The sequence below is a fragment of the Cellulosimicrobium composti genome, assembly GCF_010287905.1.
Taxonomy (GTDB): Bacteria; Actinomycetota; Actinomycetes; order Actinomycetales; family Cellulomonadaceae; genus Cellulosimicrobium; species Cellulosimicrobium composti.
This window is the reverse complement of the sequence record NZ_JAAFAN010000079.1, coordinates 1-17,441: the sequence shown is the minus strand read 5'-3', so window position 1 is coordinate 17,441 and position 17,441 is coordinate 1. Positions and strand designations below refer to the sequence as shown.

At 72.3% G+C, this 17,441-nt stretch carries 14 protein-coding genes and 1 tRNA gene; 8 read left to right on the top strand and 7 right to left on the bottom strand.

Going from position 1 to position 17,441, the window contains the following annotated elements:
* Positions 1-71: 71 nt before the first annotated feature.
* The 3 genes from GYH36_RS17150 to GYH36_RS17140 form a co-directional block, all read right to left on the bottom strand.
* The gene (locus GYH36_RS17150) at positions 72-623 is read right to left on the bottom strand and encodes an AraC family transcriptional regulator (RefSeq protein ID WP_312028690.1); all 552 of its coding nucleotides are present in this window, start codon (positions 621-623) and stop codon (positions 72-74) included.
* Positions 624-939: 316 nt separating this feature from the next.
* Entirely contained in the window at positions 940-1,629 is a 690-nt protein-coding gene (locus GYH36_RS17145) for a YqeB family protein (protein ID WP_006901567.1), read from the bottom strand.
* Complete coding sequence (locus tag GYH36_RS17140; protein WP_006901568.1) at positions 1,622-2,236, bottom strand: TetR/AcrR family transcriptional regulator; 615 nt, start codon at positions 2,234-2,236, stop codon at positions 1,622-1,624. Before GYH36_RS17140 ends, GYH36_RS17145 begins: the two co-directional genes overlap by 8 nt.
* A gap of 403 nt (positions 2,237-2,639) precedes the next feature.
* Here GYH36_RS17140 and GYH36_RS20485 point away from each other — a divergent pair, with 403 nt between their 5' ends.
* The gene (locus GYH36_RS20485) at positions 2,640-3,584 is read left to right on the top strand and encodes a recombinase zinc beta ribbon domain-containing protein (protein WP_376739837.1); all 945 of its coding nucleotides are present in this window, start codon (positions 2,640-2,642) and stop codon (positions 3,582-3,584) included.
* Here GYH36_RS20485 and GYH36_RS17130 read toward each other — a convergent pair.
* The 3 genes from GYH36_RS17130 to GYH36_RS17120 all read right to left on the bottom strand — a co-directional run bounded on the left by GYH36_RS17130 (position 3,544) and on the right by GYH36_RS17120 (position 4,630).
* Positions 3,544-3,617 (bottom strand) — tRNA-Val (locus GYH36_RS17130). The two genes, GYH36_RS20485 and GYH36_RS17130, sit on opposite strands and share 41 nt — an antisense overlap.
* Before the next feature lie 127 nt (positions 3,618-3,744).
* Positions 3,745-4,227: a peroxiredoxin gene (locus GYH36_RS17125; RefSeq protein ID WP_312028689.1), complete on the bottom strand. Its 483-nt coding sequence runs from the start codon at positions 4,225-4,227 to the stop codon at positions 3,745-3,747.
* Positions 4,217-4,630 carry a DUF3052 domain-containing protein gene (locus GYH36_RS17120; RefSeq protein WP_034605717.1) on the bottom strand — a complete coding sequence of 138 codons (414 nt, stop codon included), beginning with the start codon at positions 4,628-4,630 and terminating at the stop codon, positions 4,217-4,219. Before GYH36_RS17120 ends, GYH36_RS17125 begins: the two co-directional genes overlap by 11 nt.
* A 385-nt stretch (positions 4,631-5,015) precedes the next feature.
* Between GYH36_RS17120 and aceE the strand changes: the two genes are divergently transcribed.
* Positions 5,016-7,763: a pyruvate dehydrogenase (acetyl-transferring), homodimeric type gene (gene aceE, locus GYH36_RS17115; protein ID WP_162290470.1), complete on the top strand. Its 2,748-nt coding sequence runs from the start codon at positions 5,016-5,018 to the stop codon at positions 7,761-7,763.
* Positions 7,764-7,883: 120 nt separating this feature from the next.
* On the opposite strand, the gene GYH36_RS17110 is transcribed toward aceE, so the two are convergent.
* Complete coding sequence (locus GYH36_RS17110) at positions 7,884-8,570, bottom strand: hypothetical protein (RefSeq protein WP_024842367.1); 687 nt, start codon at positions 8,568-8,570, stop codon at positions 7,884-7,886.
* A gap of 119 nt (positions 8,571-8,689) precedes the next feature.
* Here GYH36_RS17110 and GYH36_RS17105 point away from each other — a divergent pair, with 119 nt between their 5' ends.
* The 6 genes from GYH36_RS17105 (at position 8,690) to GYH36_RS17080 (ending at position 17,332) form a co-directional block, all read left to right on the top strand.
* The gene (locus GYH36_RS17105; protein ID WP_024842368.1) at positions 8,690-9,889 is read left to right on the top strand and encodes a PucR family transcriptional regulator; all 1,200 of its coding nucleotides are present in this window, start codon (positions 8,690-8,692) and stop codon (positions 9,887-9,889) included.
* Between the two features lie 122 nt (positions 9,890-10,011).
* Positions 10,012-11,001 carry an ACP S-malonyltransferase gene (locus tag GYH36_RS17100; protein ID WP_024842369.1) on the top strand — a complete coding sequence of 330 codons (990 nt, stop codon included), beginning with the start codon at positions 10,012-10,014 and terminating at the stop codon, positions 10,999-11,001.
* Positions 10,998-12,002, top strand: coding sequence for a beta-ketoacyl-ACP synthase III (locus tag GYH36_RS17095; RefSeq protein ID WP_024842370.1), 1,005 nt, complete (start codon positions 10,998-11,000; stop codon positions 12,000-12,002). Before GYH36_RS17100 ends, GYH36_RS17095 begins: the two co-directional genes overlap by 4 nt.
* 164 nt (positions 12,003-12,166) lie before the next feature.
* Positions 12,167-12,415: an acyl carrier protein gene (locus GYH36_RS17090; RefSeq protein ID WP_021482065.1), complete on the top strand. Its 249-nt coding sequence runs from the start codon at positions 12,167-12,169 to the stop codon at positions 12,413-12,415.
* A 95-nt stretch (positions 12,416-12,510) separates the two neighbouring features.
* Positions 12,511-13,755, top strand: coding sequence for a beta-ketoacyl-[acyl-carrier-protein] synthase family protein (locus GYH36_RS17085; protein WP_024842371.1), 1,245 nt, complete (start codon positions 12,511-12,513; stop codon positions 13,753-13,755).
* A 370-nt stretch (positions 13,756-14,125) separates the two neighbouring features.
* Positions 14,126-17,332: a choice-of-anchor G family protein gene (locus GYH36_RS17080; protein ID WP_162290468.1), complete on the top strand. Its 3,207-nt coding sequence runs from the start codon at positions 14,126-14,128 to the stop codon at positions 17,330-17,332.
* Positions 17,333-17,441: the final 109 nt, after the last annotated feature.

The window sequence follows — 17,441 nt, the reverse complement described above, 5'->3', positions numbered from 1 at the left end:
AGGATCACGCGGTGACCGCTCCACGTCTACGGCGACGAGTTCGGCAACCGCGCTACACCACTATCGGGGACTCAACTCCCCACCGGCAGATCGGTCTCACGCAAGAGGCGGGTCATCGTCTCGACGCGCACCGTCGCCAGATAGGCGATCGGGGTCTGTCCGTAGGCCTTGGTGAACACCCGACTCATCTGAGCGGTCGACAGATGCACCACGGCAGCGAGATCGGCCAGCCGCCAGCGTCGGGCTGGCTCCGCGCGAAGAAGCCGAGCCACTGTTCTTGCCTCAGCGCGTAGAGGCGCGAAGCGGCGGCGGATCGCGCCACGCCGCGCTTCGATCTGCCGTATTGGTGTCGTCACCACGTGCGGCCTCACGACGTCGAGCACAGCGAACAGCAGCGCTTGCATCCGGTGAAACCTCTCCGGTGACGGGCTGTCGGCGCTGAGTGCAACCAGTTCGTTTAACCAGGGCGCCAGCCTTCGGACACCGTTTTCACCGAGACGGAGAATCTGCGCGCGCTCCGGGTACAGCTCGTCGGCGAAGTCCCGCGCGTCCCACCGGTCGGCCAGCAACGCGGAGTGCTGCCAGAACACTTGATCGACGATGTAGTCGTGGTCCAAGTACACCGTCGTGATGGTGATCGTGCCCTCGGGTTCACTCCCACATGGGGTGTCGGGGGCCAGTGCGATGACATCGCCGACCCTAACGGGCTTCTCGCCGAACTCACTCGTCAGGATCGCCGAGCCGTCGCGGACGACGACTAGTCTCGCGCAGTGGTAACTGATCGGCGCCGTCGGCGATCGGATGGAGCGGGTGCAAGCGGCGATAGGTCCGTACTGGCACTCATTCAGGCCTCGCATAGGGATCTCGGGGCTCTTACACGACAGTCCGTGAGCGGGTTGCCGGATGCATGCGTTCGAGTTCTCCTCTGTCGACTGGCCACTACTCGCCGCGCCCGATGACCCGGTACTGCTGGGCGCCGTGGCGGTCGCGTACGGCGATGCCGAGGTTGCGGAGTTCGTCTCGGGCGTCCTCGGCGGCGCCGGGACGCTTGTCGGCCAGCGCACGTTGCCGGGCTCGCAGGAGGTCGTGCGTGCGGGCATCCAGCAGCCCGCTGCCGTCGACCCAGGTGGCGAAGGCGTGGTCGTGGGGGTCTCGTGTTCCTTGCCAGGGGTAGTCGAAGCGTTCGAAGGCGTCGCGCAGCCTGTCGACGAGCACCTTGTCGGTATTGACGCGCAGCAGCTCGTTCGTGGCGCTGTCGGTGACGATAAGGTCGCGACCGTCGGTGAACACACCGCCGATGCGTTCACGAGCGACGTAGCGGTTGCTCCCGGCACGGTGCACCGTCACTCCCTCGGGAGTGGTTGTGATGGTGCCGTTCTCCTTCTGCCACTCTTTGGCGAACCAGAACCCGACACCGAGCCCAGCCAGAGTGAGTACCGGGATCGCCCAGACCAGGGGCAGGCCCGCAGCCAAGCGCAGCGGACCGGGTGCGTCACCGGCGAGCCCGAGCAGCCAGGTCACGAGCGGTCCGATGACGAAGGCGGCGCCGAAGCCGAGCAGTGCGCCTGCCGCGTGCATGCCGACGATCCATCGCCGTGGGATCGATACGTTGACGGTGTTCTCAGCCATTAGGTTCCTCCTGGCGGCCTTGCGGAGGGTTGAGGTAACCCAGCACGGTGCGGTGCAACTCGATATGTGGGGAGTGCCCTGGACGGGCGTTGAGATAGGTCGCATCGACGATGGCCTGCAACCAGGCCGCCGTCTCGGTGGCGTCCAGGTCCGGGTCGATGGCTCCCTCGGTGATCCCGCGAGAGATCAGCGCGGCCAGGCCCTCACGTAGGACGTTTGCGGTGCGCCCCACCACGGCGAGCAGCTCGGGGTCATCGCCAGCGCGGCGTAGCAGCTCGATCAGCATGCCCGAGGCCGACGGGTCGGCGGCGTCTCGGGCCAGGGCGTCGAGTACGTCCAAGATCGCCGTCACCGGGTCGGGCGCTTCGACATGACGGGCGATCAACGCCTCGGCGGCAGGCAGGTCACGCTCGAACACCGCCCGGAACAAGGAAGCCTTGTCCTCGAAGTAGTAGAAGACACTGGCCGGACTCGTGCCGACCGCTTTGGCGACCTCCGCGACGCTCGTGCGGTCATAGCCCTGAGCGGCGAACAGACGGCCAGCCTCCACGGCGATCTGCTCCCGCTTCTGCGCGATCCGCTCCGGATCAGCTCGTCTCGGCACCATTCTCCAATCATTACCTGACCAGTCAGTCAAAGAATACGATGGGGGCATGACTCAGGACAACCCACCTGCCGGCTGTGGGGTCCACGTCAAGCAACGCGGTGCCGGCGTAACGCCGCGCTCGCCGCCACGGCGGGCCGGTACGTCACATGCCCACCGCGGACTCAGGGAGTCTGGTCAGGGGTCAGCGGGATCCAGGAGGACAATCCGAGCAGCGCGTGACCGAGCACCGTGGCACTGCGGGCTCGAACGATCGACGTAAGCTCACCCGCCAACCGCGGCTTCTTTTGGTCGTGCTCATCGGTTCGCAGCGCATTGACACCGGCGGCTTGGATGTCGGCCAGCCACCGGCGACTACTCCGTCACCGACCTCCTCGCAGAAGTCACCGCACGGGGCCTGACCACCGTGGCGACGCCGAAGCGACCCTCCGGGCCGGTAGGGCGCTCGACGTTCTTCAAGCTGCGGAACCCCTACTACGTCGGCCAGGTCCGCTACAAGGGCGCCGTCCACCCCGGCAACCATAAACCACTCATCGACGTGGAGACCTGGCAGCAGGTCCAGACCCCGCTCGAAGCCCGCGGCACGGCCTCGGAGCGGCGTAGGCGTCACGACCACTACCTCAAGGGCACTTTGTACTGCGGCACCTGCGCATCACGGCTCCAGTTGGACTATGCGAAGAACAAGCAGGGCATCCGCTACGCCTACTACGTCCGCTCAGGACGAGCCACCGGCCGCAAACCCTGCACCCGCAAAGCCGTCCCGGTCGGCGTCGCCGAGAAGCTCGTCGAGGACTGCTACCAAGAAATCTTCATCAGCGAGCAGACCTACACAACCCTGGCCGAGCAAGTCGACGCCGCGTTCGACGAACGCCTCGCCTCCCGCTCCCAGGCCCTGGCTGAGCTGACCGCCAACCGCAAGAGGTTGGAGGCCGAGAGCGACAAGCTACTCGCCGCGCACTTCGCCGACGCCATCGACCTCGACCTCGACCTCGACCTCGACACACTCAAGCGCCACCAAGACCGCATCCGCATTGGCCTAACCGACATCGACCGGCGCCTCACCACCGAGCACGGCCAGCACGAAGGCCCCCGCAAACACCTCGGAACAGCGCTGCGGCTCCTGGTGGACTGCGGGCAGATGTATGCCCGCACCGACGACCACGGCCGGCGCCTCGCGAACCAGACCTTCTACGACCGCATCGACATCAGCGAAGACGAAAGGGCGACGATCCGACTCGCTGAGCCGTTCGCCGCCCTGACACCAGAACCGACGTCAACCGATGTCAGGTGTTCTAGTACGTCGTCTTGGGTGGGCCCGGAGGGACTCGAACCCCCGACATCCACGGTGTAAGCGTGGCGCTCTGACCAGCTGAGCTACAGGCCCTGGAACAGCGGAGCACAGCCTACCGGGTCGGCACCCCGCCACCGGCCACGAGAGGGCGCGCCGACCGGCGCGAGGACCGCCGTCGGCCTCGCCCGCCGCCCCGCGCCTCGCAGGGCGGCGCGCCGCGTCAGAGCTGCTCGAGCGCCCGCCGGTAGCCCTCGATGTCGCGGCGCTGCCCGCGCGGGTTGACGACCGACCAGCGCACGATCCCGTCCGCGTCGAGGAGGAACGACCCGCGCAGCGCGAGGCCGTTGTCCTCGTCGAGCACGCCGTAGGCCCGGGCCACGTCGCCGTGGGGCCAGAAGTCGGAGAGGAGGTCGAACTCGAAGCCCTCCTGCGCCGCCCACGCCTTCTGCGTGAAGACCGAGTCGCACGAGATGCCGAGCAGGGTCACCCCCGCCGCCTCGAACTCCTCGAGGTTGTCCCGCAGCTCGCACAGCTCGCCCGTGCAGATGCCCGAGAACGCGAACGGGTAGAACACGAGCAGGACGGGCCCGCCGCGCAGGTCCGCGAGGTGGACCGGCGTGCCGTGGGTGTCGGGGAGCGTGAAGTCGGGGGCGGGGTCGCCCGGGCGGACCACGGCGCCGGTGGTCGCCGCCTCAGCGGCCACGACCACGCGTCCCGAGCTTCGTCGCCGACCAGTCGGGGGCGATCGCGAACGTGCTCGTCGCGTGCAGCCCGGCCGTCGTCGCCGCCTCCTGGATGTCGTTGTGGCCCACGTGCCCCGTGCGGCCGGGCTTCGGCGTGAGGACCCAGATGAGGCCGCCGTCGTCGAGCACGGTCTGCACGTCCACGAGCAGGTCGGTGAGGTCGCCGTCGTCCTCGCGGAACCACACGATCACGCCGTCGGTGACGTCGTCGTAGTCCTCGTCGACGAGCTCGCCGCCGACGAGCTCCTCGAGCTCGCCGCGCAGGTCGTCGTCGACGTCCTCCGACCAGCCGAACTCCTGCACCACGTTGCCGGGCGCGAAGCCGAGGCGGTCCACCCCGCTGGGCCCTGCGGTGTCGGTCACTGTCGTGTCGTTCCTTTCCTCGTCCTGTCGTCCGCACGGGGTCCGCACGCGCGCCCGGGCGGACGCCCACACGCACGACGACCTGCCGTGTCTGGCAAAGGTAGCCCACCGGAGGGTGCCGTGCTTGGCAAGGTGCCCGCCACGGACGGCGTCCGCGCGCGTCGCGCCGCGCCGCGACGTGTCGCCGAAATCACGCCCTCTTGACCACTCGATGGTGTGACTTACGCGCTCGTTGTGAACACAATGGGTGGACCACCCTGGTCTCGTGAAGAGGCGCGGTCGCCACCAGCGGCCGCGGCCGCGTGCCCGGAGTGGGCCCAAGACGGGCGTCGGCCGTGTACCGCGCGGCCGTGCGTCCGGCATCCGACGAGATATGAGGTTGCTGGTGGCTTCGTACGACGAGACCGGACCGCTGATCAACGGTCTGCTCAGCCAGGTTCCGGACTTCGACCCCGCCGAGACCGGCGAGTGGGTCGAGGCCCTCGACGGCCTGATCGACGACCGCGGGGGCCCGCGCGCCCGCTACGTCCTGCTGAACCTGCTCAAGAGGGCCCGGGAGCGCAACGTCGCCGTCCCGACCTCCCTGACCACTCCCTACGTGAACACCATCGGTGTGCACGAGGAGCCCTACTTCCCCGGCGACGAGGCGCTGGAGCGCCGCTACCGCTCGTGGATCCGCTGGAACGCCGCCGTCATGGTGACGCGCGCCCAGCGCCCGGGCATCGGCGTCGGCGGCCACATCTCCTCCTACGCGTCCGTCGCGACGCTCTACGAGGTGGGGCTCAACCACTTCTTCCGCGGCAAGGACCACCCCGGCGGCGGCGACCAGGTCTACTTCCAGGGCCACGCCTCCCCCGGTGTCTACGCGCGCGCGTTCCTCGAGGGCCGCCTCTCGGCGGACCAGCTCGACGGGTTCCGCCAGGAGAAGTCGCACGCGGGCGGCGGCCTGCCGTCGTACCCGCACCCGCGCCTCATGCCGGACTTCTGGGAGTACCCCACGGTCTCCATGGGCCTCGGCCCCGCGAGCGCGATCTACCAGGCGTGGACGGACAAGTACCTCCACAACCGCGGGATCCGCGACACGTCCCAGCAGGACGTGTGGGCGTTCCTCGGCGACGGCGAGATGGACGAGCCCGAGTCGCGCGGCATGCTCCAGCTCGCGGCGCAGCAGCAGCTCGACAACCTCACGTTCGTCGTGAACTGCAACCTGCAGCGCCTCGACGGCCCGGTGCGCGGCAACGGCAAGATCATCCAGGAGCTCGAGGCGCAGTTCCGCGGCGCGGGCTGGAACGTCATCAAGGTCATCTGGGGCCGCGAGTGGGACGTCCTGCTCAACGCGGACAAGGACCGCGCCCTGGTCAACCTCATGAACGTCACGCCCGACGGCGACTACCAGACGTACCGCGCCGAGTCCGGCGCGTTCATCCGCGAGCACTTCTTCGGCCGCGACCCGCGGACCAAGGCGCTCGTCGAGAACATGACGGACGAGGACATCTGGAACCTCAAGCGCGGCGGCCACGACTACCGCAAGCTGTACGCGGCGTACTCCGCGGCGCGCGCCCACACGGGCCAGCCCACGGTGATCCTCGCGCACACGGTCAAGGGCTACGCGCTCGGGCCGACGTTCGCGGGCCGCAACGCGACGCACCAGATGAAGAAGGTCGGCCTCGCCGACCTCAAGGCGCTGCGCGACTCGCTGCGCATCCCGATCACGGACGATGAGCTCGACGCCAACCCCTACGAGCCCCCGTACTACCACCCGGGCCCCGACGCGCCGGAGATCCAGTACCTCCTGGAGCGCCGCCGCCAGCTCGGCGGGTTCGTGCCCGAGCGCCGCTCGACGCCCAAGCCGGTCACCCTGCCGGGCGAGAAGTCCTACGAGATCCTCAAGAAGGGCTCGGGCCAGCAGGAGATCGCCTCCACGATGGCCTTCGTCCGCCTCCTCAAGGACCTCATCAAGGACAAGGAGTTCGGCAGGCGCATCGTCCCGATCATCCCGGACGAGGCGCGCACGTTCGGCCTGGACTCGATCTTCCCGTCGGCGAAGATCTTCAACACCCAGGGCCAGCACTACCTCGCCGTGGACCGCGAGCTCATGCTGAGCTACAAGGAGTCCGAGGCCGGGCAGATCATGCACACCGGCATCAACGAGGCCGGCTCCGCGGCCGCGTTCCAGGCGGTCGGCACGTCCTACGCCACGCAGGGCGAGATCATGGTGCCGTTCTACATCTTCTACTCGATGTTCGGCTTCCAGCGCACCGGCGACCAGTTCTGGGCGGCGGGCGACCAGCTCACGCGCGGCTTCATCGTCGGTGCGACCGCGGGTCGCACGACGCTCACGGGCGAGGGCCTGCAGCACGCCGACGGCCACTCGCCGCTCATCGCGGGCACGAACACGGCGGTCGTCCAGTACGACCCGGCCTACGGGTACGAGATCCGCCACATCGTGCGCGACGGCATCGAGCGCATGTTCGGCGACGGGTCGGACGGGCGCGACCAGAACGTCATGTACTACCTCACGGTGTACAACGAGCCGATGGTCCAGCCGGCCGAGCCGGAGGACGTGGACGTCGAGGGCATCCTCAAGGGCATCCACCGCATCTCCGTCGGCGAGGGCGACGGGCCGCGCGCCCAGCTCCTCGCGTCCGGCGTGGGCGTGCCGTGGGCGCTCGAGGCGCAGCAGCTCCTCAAGGAGGACTGGGGCGTCGCGGCCGACGTGTGGAGCGTGACGAGCTGGAACGAGCTGCGGCGCGACGCGCTCGCCGCCGACCAGGCCGCGTTCCTCGACCCGGCCTCGGAGCCGCGCGTCCCGTTCGTCACGGCGAGGCTCTCGGGCGCCGAGGGCCCGTTCGTCGCGACGAGCGACTACGACCACCTGGTCCCCGACCAGATCCGCAAGTGGGTCCCGGGCGACTACGAGGTGCTCGGCGCCGACGGGTTCGGGTTCTCCGACACCCGTGCGGCGGCGCGCCGCCACTTCAAGATCGACGGCCCGTCGGTCGTGGTGCGCACGCTGCAGGCGCTCGCCAAGCAGGGAAAGGTCCCCGCGGACGCGTCGGCCAAGGCGATCGAGAAGTACCGCCTCATGGACGTCACCGCCGGCACGTCCGGCAACGCGGGCGGCGAGTCCTGACGGCCAGCCGTCCGGTAGCACGACGACGGCCGGTCGCCTCCGCGGGGAGGCGACCGGCCGTCGTCGTACGGTCTCGGGCGGGTCGACGACGCGCGCCGGGTGGCGTCGCCGGAACGGGCCTCAGGTGCCGGCGCGGTGCTGCTCGGCCTGCGCGACGGCGCGCTCCAGGTCCGTGCGCAGGGTCGCGACGCCCTGCGGGTCGCCGTGCTCGACGAGCGACGCGAGGTGGTGGCGCGCCTCGAGCGGGCGGTCGGACTCGATCGCAGCGAGGACGAGCTGACGGCCGACCTCGGGGTCGTGGTCCCGCGCGCGCCAGTGCCCGACGCCGAGGCCCAGCGCCTCGGCCGGCAGGCCGGCCGCGCGCAGGACCTCCATCGACTGCGCGAGCGCGCGCCCGGACGGGTCGCGCTCCGCGGCGGTCGCGAACCGGCGCAGCGCGGACTCCTGGTCGTCGTCGAGCGAGAGCCGCCCGAGCTCGACGAGCGGGTACCAGCCCTTGGGGTGCCCGGCGAGCTCCTCGGCGAGCGCCCAGACCGCGAGGTCGGCCGCGCGCTGCTTCTCCGTCTCGTCGACGGGCGCGGCGAGCGGGTCGTCGGTGGCGGGGCCCTCCGCGGCGCGCCGGCGGACCAGCTCCGCGAGCGCGCGGAACGCCCGCTCGTCGTTCGGGTCGTCCACGAGCATCGCGCGCAGCGCGTCCTCGTGGACCGTGTCCCCCCGCTTCTCCCCGGACCGTGGGCGGCGCGTGCCGACGGTCGACGCGGACGTCGGCCGGCGCATGAGCTGTCGGAGTCGGGGCATGAGTGCCATGTCCCGACCCTAGCGGGTCGTCCGGACGCTCACCCACCGGCCGGGCGTCGAGCGACGAGGCGCGCGCCGGGCGCCCGCGTTTGTGGACTGTCCACAACGCGGGCCCGTATGCTCGGCGCGTGACGGCCTCCCCCAGGACCCCGGCGAGCGCGACCGCACCGAGCGGACCGGCGGGCAACGCGGACAACCTCCAGCGTCTGCGCGACGGCAGCGGCCTGCTCATGTCGGCCGCGCTGCGGCGGCTCGACGACGAGATCCCGTGGTACCGCGAGCTCCCGGCGGAGGACCGCTCGTACGTGGGCCTCGTCGCCCAGTCGGGCATCACCGCGTTCGTCACCTGGTACGCCGACCCACAGGCCCCGCCGCACGGCGTGAGCGAGATCTTCGCGGCGGCCCCGCCCGAGCTCACGCGCTCGATCTCGCTGCAGAACACGCTCCAGCTCGTGCGCATCGTGGTCGAGGTCGTCGAGGCGTACTCCGACCAGCTCGCCGCCCCGGGCGGCGAGCGCGACCTGCGCGAGGCCGTGCTGCGGTACTCGCGCGAGGTCGCGTTCTCGGCGGCCGAGGTCTACGCGCGCGCCGCCGAGGTGCGCGGCGCGTGGGACGCGCGCCTGGAGGCCCTCGTCGTCGACGCCCTCATCCGCGGCGACGGCGACGACTCGCTGCGCTCGCGCGTCTCGGCGCTCGGGTGGAGCGGGCACGGGTCGACCCTGGTCATGGCCGGGACGATCGCCGCGACGCTCGACGAGGTGCGCACGGCCGAGCTCCGGCGCGCGACGCGGCGCGCGGCGGGCGACGCGCTCGTCGGCATCCACGGCGACCGCCTCGTGCTGGTGCTCGGCGGTGAGGGCGACCTCCAGGCCGCCGCGGCGTCGCTCCTGCCGCGCTTCGGGCCGGGACCGGTCGTCATCGGCCCGACGGTCCCCGGCCTCGAGGAGGCGGCGCGCTCGGCGCAGGCGGCGCTCGCCGGCCTGCGGGCCGCGCCCGCGTGGCCGCAGGCGCCCCGCCCGGTCCTCGCCGACGACCTGCTTCCCGAGCGCGTCCTCACGGGTGACACGACCGCGCGCCGCACGCTCGTCGCCCAGGCGTACCGCCCGCTGGCCGAGGCGACGGGGTCGGTGCTGGAGACGCTGTCGGCCTACCTCGGCACGGGCCGCTCGCTCGAGGCGGCCGCGCGGTCGCTCTACGTGCACCCGAACACCGTGCGCTACCGCCTGCGCAAGGTCTCCGAGATCACGGGGTGGGACCCGCTCGACGCGCGCGAGTCGTTCGTCCTGCAGGTCGCGCTCGCCCTCGGCCAGCTCGCGGGCTCGCGCTGACCCGTGCACCGGGCCGCGGGACCGGCTCGCCCGGACCCTTGTAGGTTCGGCACAATCCCCCTTCCGAAGGTTGGTGCGGGTCGTGACGTGGCGGGAGAGCCCCGCGTTGGCACAGTTGACGGGTGCTCGCCGTCTTGTGCCCTGGACAGGGCTCCCAGTCCCCCGGAATGCTCGCCCCTTGGCTCGACCTGCCCGGCGTCGCCGACCAGGTCGCCGCGTTCGGCGAGGCCGCGGGCCTCGACCTGCGCGCGCACGGCACCGAGTCGGACGCCGACGCGATCCGCGACACGGCGGTGGCCCAGCCGCTCATCGTCGCGTCCTCGCTCGTCGCGCTCCGCGTGATCCTCGACGGCCGCGAGACGACCGACGTCGTCGACGTGACCGCGGGCCACTCGGTCGGCGAGCTCGCCGCCGCCGCGGTCGCCGGGGCGCTCACCGACACGGGTGCCGTGGGCCTCGTCTCGCACCGGGCGCGCGCCATGGCCGCCGCCGCCGCGCAGACGCCGACCGGGATGAGCGCCGTCGTGGGCGGCGACCCGCAGGAGGTGCTCGCCGCGATCGAGGCGGCCCACCTGTGGCCGGCGAACGTCAACGGCGGCGGGCAGGTCGTCGCCGCCGGCGCGCTCGACCACCTCGCGGCCCTCGCCGAGAACCCGCCCGCCAAGGCGCGCGTCATCCCGCTCCAGGTCGCCGGGGCGTTCCACACCCCGTTCATGCAGCCCGCGCTCGAGCAGTTCGAGCCCGTGGCCGCGTCGTGGGACGTGAGCGACCCGCGCGTGCCGTTCCTCTCGAACGCCGACGGCGAGTCGTACGCGACGATCGACATCGAGGGCAGCACGTACGGCAAGGCGCGCGACGTCGTGCGCCGCCTCACCGCGCAGATCGCCGCACCCGTGCGCTGGGACCTGTGCCAGGAGACGCTCGCCGACCTCGGCGTCACCGCGATCCTCGAGCTCGCACCCGGCGGCGTGCTCACCGGGCTCGCCCGCCGCGCGCTCAAGGGCGTCGAGTCGGTGGCCGTGAAGTCGCCCGACGACGTCGAGGCGGCCCGGGACCTCGTCGCGCGCCACTCCGTCGTGGGCGGCGCGTCCCCCGCCGGGGCCGACGCGTGAGCGCGACGCTGCGCCAGGCCACGGGCCCGGCGTACTCGCGCATCCTCGCGATCGGCGGCGTGCGCGGCGAGAACGTCGTGACGAACGACGACATCGCCGGGCCGATCGACTCGTCGGACGAGTGGATCCGCCAGCGCACCGGCATCGTCACGCGCCGACGCGCCGGGGCGGACGTCGACGTCCTCGACCTGTCCGAGGCGGCCGCGCGCGACGCGCTCGCCCGCGCCGGCCTCCAGGGCGCCGACGTCGACGCCGTCATCGTCTCGACCGTCACGTACTTCCACCAGACCCCCGCGGCCGCCGCCGTGCTCGCGGAGCGGCTCGGCGCGACGCCCGCCGCCGCGTTCGACGTCTCCGCCGCGTGCGCGGGCTACGCCTACGCGATCGCCCAGGCGGACGCGCTCGTGCGCGCCGGCACCGCGACCCACGTGCTCGTGGTGGGCGCCGAGAAGATGAGCGACTTCATCGACCCGACGGACCGCTCCATCTCGTTCCTCCTGGGCGACGGCGCGGGTGCCGCGATCGTCGGCCCGTCCGACACCCCGGGGATCGGCCCGACCGTCTGGGGCTCCGACGGCGGCAAGGCGCAGGCGATCCGCCAGACGCACGCGTGGTCGGACCTGCGCGAGGACCCGTCCCTCGGCTGGCCGACGCTGCGCCAGGACGGACCGAGCGTGTTCAAGTGGGCCGCGTTCCAGATGGCGCCGGTCGCCGCGAAGGCCATGGCCGAGGCGGGCGTCACGCCCGCCGACATCGGGGCGTTCGTGCCGCACCAGGCGAACATGCGCATCATCGACCAGATGATCAAGCAGCTCGAGCTCCCCGACACCGTCGCGGTCGCCCGGGACATCGCGGAGACCGGCAACACGTCGGCCGCCTCGATCCCCCTCGCGACGCGGCGCCTGCTCGACGAGGGCCAGGTGCGCTCCGGCGACCTCGCCCTCCAGATCGGCTTCGGCGCCGGCCTCGTCTACGCGGCGCAGGTGGTCGTCCTGCCGTAGGGGAGAATCACCCTGGACGGTCGGCCGCCCCGCCCCCGCGGGAGGACCGACACGTCGGCGGACCCGTCCGTCGCACGCACCGTCACACGCTGTACCGCCCGGGACACACCACCGGGCACCGCCACCGGGACCGGTCGCCGCCGGCCCCACGACAAGGAGAAACCATGGCCTACACCGAGCAGGAAGTCCTCGCCGGCCTCGCGGAGATCGTCGCCGAGGAGACGGGTCTGCCGACCGACGCCGTCGCGCTCGAGAAGTCCTTCACCGACGACCTCGACATCGACTCGCTGTCGATGATGACGATCGTCACGCACGCCGAGGACAAGTTCGGGGTGCGCATCCCGGACGACGAGGTCAAGAACCTCACCACGGTCGGCGACGCCGTGTCCTTCATCACGGGCGCCCAGGCCTGAGCACTCCCCGCCTGCCCCGCAGGCCTGCGGGCGGGTCGGCGTCACCCGCGCCGACCCGCCCGTCCTCCTTCCCCCCGACCCACCCGAGGAGCACCATGTCCGCCGCCACTGAAGTCGTCGTCACCGGTCTCGGCGCCACCACGCCGCTGGGCGGCGACGTGCCCTCGACGTGGGCCGCGGCGCTCGCCGGCGAGTCCGGCGCCCGCACGCTCGAGAACGACTGGGCGGAGCGCTACGAGATCCCGGTGACGTTCGCCGCGACCATCAAGGTGGACCCCGCCGAGGTGCTCGCGCGCCCCGAGATCAAGCGCATGGACCCGTCCACGCAGTACGCGATCATCGCGGCGCGCGAGGCGTGGGCGGACGCGGGCAGCCCCGAGGTCGACGGCGACCGGCTCGGCACGGTCGTGTCGTCCGGCATCGGCGGCATCTGGACCACGCTCGACGGCTGGGACACGCTGCGCGAGCGCGGGGCGCGTCGCATGCTGCCGATGACGGTCCCGATGCTCATGCCGAACTCCCCCACCGCGTACGTGTCGCTCGAGCTCGGCGCGCGCGCCGGTGCGCACGCGCTCGTCTCGGCCTGCGCGTCGGGCGCCGAGGCGATCGGCTACGGCGTCGACATGATCCGCGCGGGCCGCGCGGACGTCGTCGTCGCGGGCGGCACCGAGGCGACGATCCACCCCATGCCGATCGCGGCCTTCGCCGCGTCGCGCACGCTCTCGCTGCGCAACGACGACCCGCAGGGAGCGTCGCGCCCCTACGACGTCGACCGCGACGGGTTCGTCATCGGCGAGGGCTCGGGCGTCGTCGTCCTGGAGAGCGCCGAGCACGCCGCCGCGCGCGGTGCCCGCGTGTACGCGCGCCTCGCCGGCGTCGGGCTGTCGTCCGACGCCTACCACATCACCTCTCCGGACCCGGACGGCCGCGGGCAGGTCGCGGCGATGCGCCGCGCGCTCGAGGAGGCCGGGGTCACGGGCCGCGACGTCGTGCACGTCAACGCGCACGCCACGTCGACCAAGGTGGGCGACCTCACCGAGACCCGGTCCATCCGCTCGCTCCTGGGCGACGACGCCGACCACGTGCTGCTCTCGGCGACCAAGTCGATGACCGGTCACCTCCTCGGCGGCGCCGGGGCGCTGGAGTCGATCTTCACCATCAAGGCCGTCTCGGAGCGTCTCGCCCCGCCGACGATCAACGTGGCGAACCCCGACCCGGAGCTCCAGGTGCCGCTCGTGCGCGACACCCCGGCCGAGCTGCCCTCCGGCGACGTCGTCGCGATCAACAACTCATTCGGGTTCGGCGGCCACAACGTCGCCCTCGCCGTCGCGAGCGTCTGACGCCGCGGGCGGCGGAGCGGCTCCCCGCTCTCGCCGCCCGCGCATCCCCGCCACGATCTGAGATGGACGTCCGTCCAGATGGCGGGTTTCGCCCCGTCCGTCCGACGGCCCTCGCCCGCGGGATCCTGCGGATGGACGCCGTCACGACGGTGCCCGGGGCAATTTCACCCGCGAGCGCTCTCCCGAGCGGTGGTGGGCCCGTATCCCCCTTCCTACGGTTCGCTCGGCACGTCCGTGCCGGAACGCGCTGGACCACGGAAGGAAAGCGGGGGCCATGACCCGACCACGCCATGTACACACTCCACCAGGACGGAGAGGCCGCACACGCAGCGTCGCGATCGCTGCGGCCACCGGTCTCGTCGGCGCGCTGGTGCTCTCCGGTGCCGGCGCGAACGCCGCACCCGGTGACCTGTCCGAGGCCGAGGGACGGTTCCTCTCGGGCACCGTCGCCGGCCTCGACCTGGACACCGTCGCCGCCCTCGAAGGGGCGCTCGCCGAGACCCCGTCCGGCACGCCGCTGGACACCCACCCCCTGAGTGCCGAGGTGCTCAGCGCGCTGGAGATCGACCTCACCGGGGCGCTCCAGCTCCTCGGACCGAACGGCGTCCTCGCGCTCGGCGCCGTGAACCAGTACGCCGAGGCGAACCCGGACGGCTCCGCGCGGGCCGCGTCGGGTGCCGTGTCCGACCAGGGCGCGATCTCGGTGGGCGGCAGCGCGGAGTTCCCCTCCGACGCCCGCCTCGAGCTGACCCAGCTCCTCGGCCCCGGCTTCGAGTCGGTCGTCGCCGACCTCGACCTCACGCTCGGGGCGCTCTCGGCCACGGCGGAGGCGACGGGCGGCACGGCGCCGACCGGTGACTACCAGATCGCCGGGGCGACGCTCGAGCTCGACAGCCCCGCGGTCTCCGGCATCGCGACGACCGTCGACGAGACCGTGGTGCCCGCGGTCGACGGCGCCGTCGGCTCGCTCGTGGGCAGCGACGGCCTGCTCGCGGGTGCGCTCGACACGATCGGCGTCCTCTCGCCGGTGCTCGCGGCGCTCGGTTCGAGCGTCCAGCCGGAGGTTGCGATCGACCTCGACCTCGAGGCCGCGCTCGCACCCGTCCTCGACGAGGACTTCGGCAGCGAGGGCGTCGTCGTCAACGTCGGGGCCGGTACCGTCACCGTCGACCTCGACACGATCCTCGGGGGCGAGGGCTCGCTCAACGGGTTCGACCCCAACACCGAGGTCCTGGACGACGCGGCGATCACGGCGATCCTCGCCGGACTCTCGTCCGCACTCGACGACCTCACGCTCGCGCTGACCGAGACGGTCGAGACCGCGCTGCAGTCGGCGGAGCTCACGTTCGTCGTCGACGCGTCGATCCTCGGTGGACTCACGGCACTCGACATCTCCGTCGTGGGTACGCTCGGCGACATCGTGGCGGGCAACACCGACGAGGTCGACGCCGCGGTCACCGCCTCGCTCCTCGGGGGCGGCATCACCCTCCCGATCGGGACGCTCGTGGGAGCCCTGGCCGCGCCGCTCAACGCGGTGCTGTTCGGCGACTCCGGGATCGTGAGCACCCTCACGGGGACCCTGAACACGGCGGTCGTGACCCCCGTGGTCGCGGCGCTCTCGCCCGTGTTCCAGGTCCTCGACGACGTGGTCAGCCTCGTCGTCAACGTCCAGGAGCCGTCGCCGGCGGTCGTGGACGAGACCTTCACGCAGCGGGCCGGGACGCTCACGCTCCTCTCCCTCGGGGGTGGGACGCCGCTCGCCCAGGTCCACCTGGCGTCGGCGAGCGTGCGCGGCACCGCGGCGATCGAGCCGAGCCTCACCGTCGACCCGACCACCGTCGCCGTGGGCGACTCGACCGATGTCACCGGCGAGGGCTACACGCCCGACTCCACCGTCACCGTCGAGATCCGCGACGCCGAGGGCACGGTCGTCGAGACCGTGACCGGCGTCGAGACGGACGGCGAGGGCGGCTTCACGACGCCGATCACCGTCCCGGCCGGCACGGCTCCGGGTGAGTACGTCGTCGTCGGCATCGACGACACGACGGGCACCGAGGCCGAGACGCCGCTCACGGTCGAGGCCGCGGCGATCGACCCGGGCCTGACGGTCGACCCCACGACGGTCCCGGCGGGCACGCCCACCGACGTCACCGGCACCGGTTACACGCCGTCGTCGACCGTCACGGTGGAGATCCGCGACGGCGAGGGCACGGTCGTCGCCTCCCTCACCGGCGTCGAGACCGACGACGAGGGCGGATTCACGACGCCGATCACCGTCCCGGTCGAGACCGCGCCGGGCGAGTACGTCGTCGTCGGCATCGACGACACGACCGGCACCGAGGCCGAGACCCCGCTCACCGTCGAGGCCGCGGCCATCGAGCCGAGCCTCACGGTCGACCCGACCACCGTGGTCGTCGGCGACTCGACCGACGTCACCGGCGAGGGCTACACGCCCGACTCCACCGTCACCGTCGAGATCCGCGACGCCGAGGGCACGGTCGTCGAGACCGTGACCGGCGTCGAGACGGACGGCGAGGGCGGCTTCACGACGCCGATCACCGTCCCCGTCGGCACGGTTCCGGGCGAGTACGTCGTCGTCGGCATCGACGACACGACGGGCACCGAGGCGGAGACGCCGCTCACCGTCGAGGCCGCGGCCATCGACCCGAGCGTGACGGTCGACCCGAGCACGGTCCTGGCCGGAGAGGCCACCGACGTCACCGGCGAGGGCTACACGCTCAGCTCGACCGTCACGGTCGAGGTCCGGGACGCGTCCGGGACGGTCGTCGCGACCGTCGAGGACGTCCCGACCGACGCGACCGGCGCCTTCACGACGCCCGTGACGATCCCGGCGGGCACCGAGCCCGGTACCTACACGGTCGTCGGTATCGACGACACCACGGGCACCGAGGCCGAGGCGCCCCTGACCGTCGAGGCGGACGGCACCGAGGTCGACGGCACCGAAGTGGACGGCACCGAGGTCGACGGCACCGAAGTGGACGGCACCGAGGTCGACGGCACCGAGGTCGACGGCACCGAGGTCGACGGCACCGAGGTCGACGGCACCGAGGTCGACGGCACCGAGGTCGACGGGGACGAGGGCCGCGAGCTCACGTCCACGATGGCCAAGGAGCGCGTCCAGCGCGGTGAGACGCAGACCTTCACCGCGTCGGGCTTCGAGCCGGGCGAGGAGGTGCAGGCGGTCATCAACTCGGAGCCGCTCGTGCTCCCCGTCGCGATCGCGGACGAGAACGGCCAGGTGAGCTGGACGTTCGTCGTGCCGGCCGACTTCGAGGCGGGCCCGCACACGGGCACCGCGACGAGCGTCGCCGAGGGTGACTCGACGGTCGCCGCGTTCGAGGTCTACCTCGTCCCGGCGACCGACGGCGGCACCGGCGGCACCGGCAGCACCGGCAGCACGGGCTCGGGCTCCGGCTCCGGTGGGTCGGGCGGCTCCGGCTCGCTCGCCACCACGGGCGTCGACGGCGTGGCGTACTACCTCGCCGCCGCGTTCCTGCTGGTCGCCGCGGGGGTCGGTGCGCGCTTCGGCGTCCGCCGCCTCCGCTCGACCCGCTAGCCTGTCCCTCGTCGGGGGGGGGGGCGGGGGGCGGCGGGCGGCGGGGGGGGCCGCCCCCCGCGGCGCCGCCCCCCGGGCGGGCGCGCCGCGCGCGGGGGGCGCGGGGGGG

Excerpts from the sequence above, each read along its gene's own strand:
- GYH36_RS17090 (WP_021482065.1), top strand. The coding sequence starts at position 12,167 with ATGGCCTACACCGAGCAGGAAGTCCTCGCCGGCCTCGCGGAGATCGTC.
- GYH36_RS17110 (WP_024842367.1), bottom strand. The coding sequence starts at position 8,570 with ATGGCACTCATGCCCCGACTCCGACAGCTCATGCGCCGGCCGACGTCC.
- GYH36_RS17145 (WP_006901567.1), bottom strand. The coding sequence starts at position 1,629 with ATGGCTGAGAACACCGTCAACGTATCGATCCCACGGCGATGGATCGTC.
- GYH36_RS17085 (WP_024842371.1), top strand. The coding sequence starts at position 12,511 with ATGTCCGCCGCCACTGAAGTCGTCGTCACCGGTCTCGGCGCCACCACG.
- GYH36_RS17140 (WP_006901568.1), bottom strand. The coding sequence starts at position 2,236 with ATGGTGCCGAGACGAGCTGATCCGGAGCGGATCGCGCAGAAGCGGGAG.